The 5,109-nt window shown below is 69.4% G+C and carries 4 protein-coding genes; 2 read left to right on the top strand and 2 right to left on the bottom strand.

Translation table 11 applies throughout. The annotated features are described in order from the left end of the window. Both Q0C81_RS15795 and ppc read right to left on the bottom strand, forming a co-directional pair. A partial coding sequence (locus tag Q0C81_RS15795; protein WP_291840073.1) for a UrcA family protein occupies window positions 1–298 on the bottom strand: 298 nt, incomplete at its 3' end. 135 nt (window positions 299–433) lie between these two features. Next, the gene (ppc, locus tag Q0C81_RS15790) at window positions 434–3,130 is read right to left on the bottom strand and encodes a phosphoenolpyruvate carboxylase (RefSeq protein WP_291840070.1); all 2,697 of its coding nucleotides are present in this window, start codon (window positions 3,128–3,130) and stop codon (window positions 434–436) included. A gap of 161 nt (window positions 3,131–3,291) precedes the next feature. Between ppc and Q0C81_RS15785 the strand changes: the two genes are divergently transcribed. Continuing rightward, window positions 3,292–3,669 (top strand): hypothetical protein, encoded by a 378-nt coding sequence (locus Q0C81_RS15785; protein WP_291840068.1) that lies wholly within the window; start codon window positions 3,292–3,294, stop codon window positions 3,667–3,669. Window positions 3,670–3,917: 248 nt separating this feature from the next. Next, window positions 3,918–5,109 (top strand): signal recognition particle protein (gene ffh / locus Q0C81_RS15780; protein WP_291840066.1); only part of this gene is annotated, 1,192 nt, incomplete at its 3' end.

The raw sequence follows: 5,109 nt of genomic DNA, 5'->3' as shown, positions 1-5,109 counted from the left end.
CGGCGGCGCGGCGGCTGGCGGCGTAGTCGACCTGGGCGGCGCCCGGCAGCTGGCGGACGGCCTCGCGGCGCACGGCGGCCTCGCAGAAGGCGCGGTCGTCCAGGCGGCTGCCGGGGCGTCGGGCGTCGCGGCAAAGCGCCCGGGCGGCGGCTTCGACGCGCTGGTCGAAGGCGTCGGCGCCGGCCACGCTGGCCAGATTGAGATCGGACCAGCCGATGCGGGCGTCGGCGGCGGAGGCGGAGGCGGCGCCGGCGGTGGCCAGAACCAGGACGGCGGTCAGGGAAGCGAGGGTTTTCATGGCGGTCTCCTTGGGGAGCTCTGCATCGCCCGGGGGCGGCGACCCCGGCCGTATGGGCCGACCCTGTTTCAACCCCGTGAGAGTTCGGCGGCGAAATAGAGACGCCGCATTAAATCGCGGACATCTGAACCTTGATCAGCCGCTGTTGCGCAGCCCCGCCGCCACCCCGTTGAGCGCCAGCAGGATGCCTTCCCGCACGCGCGGATCGTCATCCCCGGCCCGGCGGCGGCGGATCAGTTCGATCTGCACGTGGTTCAGCGGCTCGACATAGGGCATGCGCAGGCGGATCAGCCGGTCCAATTCGGGCTGGCCGCCCAGCAGGGCGTCCTGACCGGTGATGGCCAGCACCGCCGCCTCGGTCCGGTCCCACTCCGCCCGGATGGCGGAGAAGACGCGGTCGGCCAGCGCCTGATCCGGCACCAGCCCCGCGTAGCGGCGGGCGATGGTCATATCGGCCTTGGCCATGACCATCTCCATGTTCTGGATCAGGGTGCGGAAGAACGGCCAGTCATGGTGCATCTGGCGCAGCTCGTTGATGTCCACGCCCTGTACCGCCGAGCCGAAGCCGAACCAGCCCGGCAGCATGACCCGGCTCTGGCTCCAGCTGAACACCCAGGGGATGGCGCGCAGGTCCTCGATGGCGGTGGAGGCGGTGCGCGAGGCCGGACGCGACCCGATCTTCAGATCGGCGATCTCGGCGATCGGGGTGGCGGCGCGGAAATAGTCGACGAAGCCGTCGGTCTCATAGACCAGGGCCCGGTAGGCGCTCATCGAGGTCCGCGACAGCCCCGACAGGGTCGCGCCGTGCCGCGCGGTCAGCTCGGCGTCCGGCGGCGGGGCCAGCGAGGCCAACAGGACACCGCAGGTCAGGGCGTCCAGGTTGCGTCGCGCCACCTCCGGCTCGCCGTACTTGTTGGCGATGACCTCGCCCTGTTCCGTCACCCGGATACGGCCGGCCACGGTGCCCTGCGGTTGGCCCAGCACGGCGGCGAAGCTGGAGCCGCCGCCCCGGCCCACGGCGCCGCCCCGACCGTGGAAGAGCTGCAGGCGCAGGCCCGCCGCGTCGGTCACCTGCAACAGGGCGCGCGAGGCCTCGTGCAGCTCCCAGGTCGAGGTCAGGTAGGAGCCGTCCTTGTTGCTGTCGGAATAGCCGATCATCACCTCCTGCACCCCCCGCGCCCGGGCGACAGCGAGGGCGGACGGCTCTTTCAGCAGGCGCTCGAGCGTCGGGCGGGAGGCGCGCAGGTCGCCGATGGTCTCGAACAGGGGCGCGGCCTGGACCGGGCAGGCGGCGGGGTCTTCGGGGCGGTAGAGGCCGACTTCCTTGAGCAGGAGATAGACCTCCAGCAGGTCCGAGGCTGCGTCGGTCTTGGACACGATGTGGGTGCGGATGGCCTGCGGACCGAACAGGCGCAGGGCTTCGGCCGCCGCCTGCAAGATGCCGCGCTCCTTGAGCGTTTCCTCGGCATAGGTCTCGTAGGGATTGAACAGCAGCCGGCCCGAGGCCAGTTCGGCGGCCAGCACCGACAGGCGCGCCTCCTCGTCCAGCGCGGCATAGTCGTCGGCGACCCCGGCGACCCTGAGCAGATCGGCCACGACCCGCTCATGCACATCCGAGTTCTGGCGCAGGTCCAGCGTCGCCATGTGGAAGCCGAAGACGTCGGCGGCGGTGATCAGCCGGGCCAGCCGGTCGTCGGCGAAGACCGCGCCGTGGTTGGCGACCAGGCTGTCCTGCAGCACGGCCAGATCGGCGCGGAAGGCGGCGGGCCCCTCATAGGGCTGGGCGGTGAAGGCGGCGGCGCGCGGCGCGGGCTGGCCGGTCAGCACGGGATGGGTTGCGGCCAGGCGCGCGTAGATCTGGCTGAGCACCCGGCGATAGGGTTCGTCGGCGCGGTGGAGCGAATGATCGCCCGACGCTTCCGCCAGGGCCTTCAGGGCGGGCGAGATCTCGCTCATCGATCCCGACAGGCTGAGCTCGGCCCCCAGGGTGTTCACCTCGTCCAGATAGAAGCGCAGCACGGCCCTGGCTTGGCTGCGGAAGGCGGCGCTCAGCACCGCGCCGTCGACGTTCGGATTGCCGTCCCGGTCGCCGCCCACCCAGGTCCCGATGCGGATGAAGGGCTCCAGCTCCGGCGCGTCCAGCCGCTTGCGCCATTCGGCCAGCTGGGCCGGAGCGACATGCAGGAAGACGCGGTCCAGGAAGGAGACGACGGTGTCGATCTCGTCCTGCACCACCAGTCCGGCCTGCCGCACCAGCCGCGTGGCCCACAGGATGGTGGTCTGGCGGCGCAGGCCGGCGTCGCGGGCCTCCAGATCGCAGGCGGCGCCGTTCTGGTCGCAGGCGTCCAGCAGATCGGAGACCGAGGCGATGCGATCGATGACGCTCTTGCGCCGGACTTCGGACGGGTGGGCGGTCAGCACCGGCGAGATCAGGGCGCTGGCCAACAGGTCCCGAGCCTCTTCCGGCGAGCGCCCGGCGGCCTTCAGCCGCTCAAGCGCGCCCTCGGGCGTATCGGGCCGGGCGCCCGACGCGGTCTGCTCCTGCGCCCGCCGCTTGCCCGCCCGATCCTCGGCGACATTGGCCAAAAGGGAGAAGACCGCGAAGCCGTGGGCCAGACCGACCGCCTGATCCAGCGACAGGTCTCCCAGCAGCTGCTCCAGCCGCTGGGCGTCCGCGGCGCCCGCGTCCCGGTGCCAGGCGACCGAGGCCTGACGCACCGCCTCGATCCGGTCGTAGAGGTCCTTGCCGCCCTCGACGAGAATGACCTCGCCCAGCAGCCCGCCCAGCAGGCGCACCTCGTCTCGCAACCGGTCGTCGGCGGCCTGGATCATGTCGGTTTCTCTCAGCGGGGAGGCTGTGAGCGTCACCGTATCAGGGGATCCCGGACTGGCCATCCCAAGGCGAACGCTGAAACCGAACGTGCGTTCGGCGCGGCGTTTGCAGCACTGGCGGCGACGACAGATGACCGCGGGTCCTGCGCAAGGAGAAAGTCATGTCTATTTCGCCGGTTAGTGGTTTCCTCAGCGGCCTGACGGGGATCTTCGGGGCAGATTCGACCCGGCAGAAATCGCCCGCTTCCATCGACGCCGCGCGTTCGGAGATGGACGAAATTCGCGAGAAGGGCCTGACCGAATGGGCCCGCGAGCAGAAGATGGAGGCGCTGAAGGAAAAGCTTCGCGCCGAGGTCCTGTCCGACAAACGCCTGACCGAGGACGGCGTCGCCGGGCTGTCCGTCGAGCAGCGCAGTTCGGTCGAGGACGAGATCGCCAAGCTGATCCAGCAGAAGATGGAAGAGATGATGCAGCGTTCGATGGATGACGCCGCGCGCACCGGCAAGACCGAGGCGGTCCTGCTGGACATCATGGTCTGAGGCGCGACGAGTCGACAAACGGTCGACTTTCCTCCATAAGCCGCCGCTTCCGACGCAAGTGAACCTCGCGTCTCCACCTGCACGACCCCATTTTCGAATGGACGAGGCAGGCGAGAACCCTCTGCCGACGTGATCGTCGCCAGAGGCCGTTGTCGTATGGAGCCGTCTCACCCGTCGGATGTTTGGCTGGCCCATTTTCTGGATTCAGGTCGTTCCGACCTAGAGCGAAAATGAGCATGAGGTAGTTGATGTTCGAGGCTCTGAACGAGCGGCTGACAGGCGTCTTCGACCGGATCACCGGTCGCGGCGCCCTGTCCGAAAAGGACGTGGCCGAGGCGATGCGCGAAGTGCGCGTGGCCCTGCTCGAGGCCGACGTCGCCCTGCCCGTCGTCAAGGACTTCATCGCCTTCGCCACCGAGCGCGCCACCGGCGAAGAGGTCATCCGTTCGGTCAAGCCGGCCGATCAGGTGATCAAGATCGTCTACGACGGCCTGGTCGAGATGCTGGGCGGCGATGAGCCGACCCCGATCAACCTGAACGCCACGCCGCCCGCCGTCATCCTGATGGCCGGCCTGCAGGGCTCGGGCAAGACGACGACCTCGGCCAAGCTGGCGCTGCGCCTGACCAAGTTCGACCGCAAGAAGGTCATGATGGCCTCGCTGGACACGCGTCGTCCGGCGGCCATGGAGCAGTTGGCCAAGCTGGGCGAGCAGATCGAGGTCGCCACCCTGCCGATCGTGGCGGGCGAGAGCGCCGTGCAGATCGCGAAGCGGGCCCTGACTTCGGCCAAGCTGCAGGGCTTCGACGTCCTGATCCTCGACACCGCCGGCCGGATCACCCTGGACGAGGCCCTGATGGCCGAGGTGGCGGAAGTCGCCGCCGTGTCCAAGCCGGTCGAGACCCTGCTGGTCGCCGACAGCCTGACCGGCCAGGACGCCGTCCGCACCGCCAAGGCCTTCCATGAGCGCCTGCCGCTGACCGGCCTGGTGCTGACCCGCGCCGACGGCGACGGCCGCGGCGGCGCCATGCTGTCGATGCGCGCCGTCACCGGCCTGCCGATCAAATATCTGGGCGCCGGCGAGAAGGTCGACGCGCTGGATGTGTTCGACAGCCGCCGCGTCGCCGGCCGCATCCTGGGCCAGGGCGACATCGTCGCCCTGGTCGAGAAGGCCAGCCAGGAACTGGACGCCTCCAAGGCCGAGGCCATGGCGCGCAAGCTGGCCAAGGGGCAGTTCGACCTGAACGACCTCGCCGCCCAGCTGCAGCAGATGAAGAAGATGGGCGGTCTTCAGGGCATCATGGGCATGCTGCCCGGCGTGGCCAAGATGAAGTCCCAGATGGCCGACGCCAATATCGACGACCGCATGATCGCCCGTCAGGAAGCCATCATCTCCTCGATGACCAAGGCCGAGCGCAAGAAGCCCGACCTGCTGAACGCGA

This window comes from Brevundimonas sp. (assembly GCF_023259385.1).
GTDB lineage: Bacteria > Pseudomonadota > Alphaproteobacteria > Caulobacterales > Caulobacteraceae > Brevundimonas.
The sequence above is the reverse complement of the archived record's forward strand: the minus strand, read 5'-3'. Positions and strand labels throughout refer to the sequence as shown.

What these genes read in the sequence shown, in the direction of transcription:
- ppc (WP_291840070.1), bottom strand. Translation starts at nt 3,130, where the DNA reads ATGATCCAGGCCGCCGACGACCGGTTGCGAGACGAGGTGCGCCTGCTG.
- Q0C81_RS15785 (WP_291840068.1), top strand. Translation starts at nt 3,292, where the DNA reads ATGTCTATTTCGCCGGTTAGTGGTTTCCTCAGCGGCCTGACGGGGATC.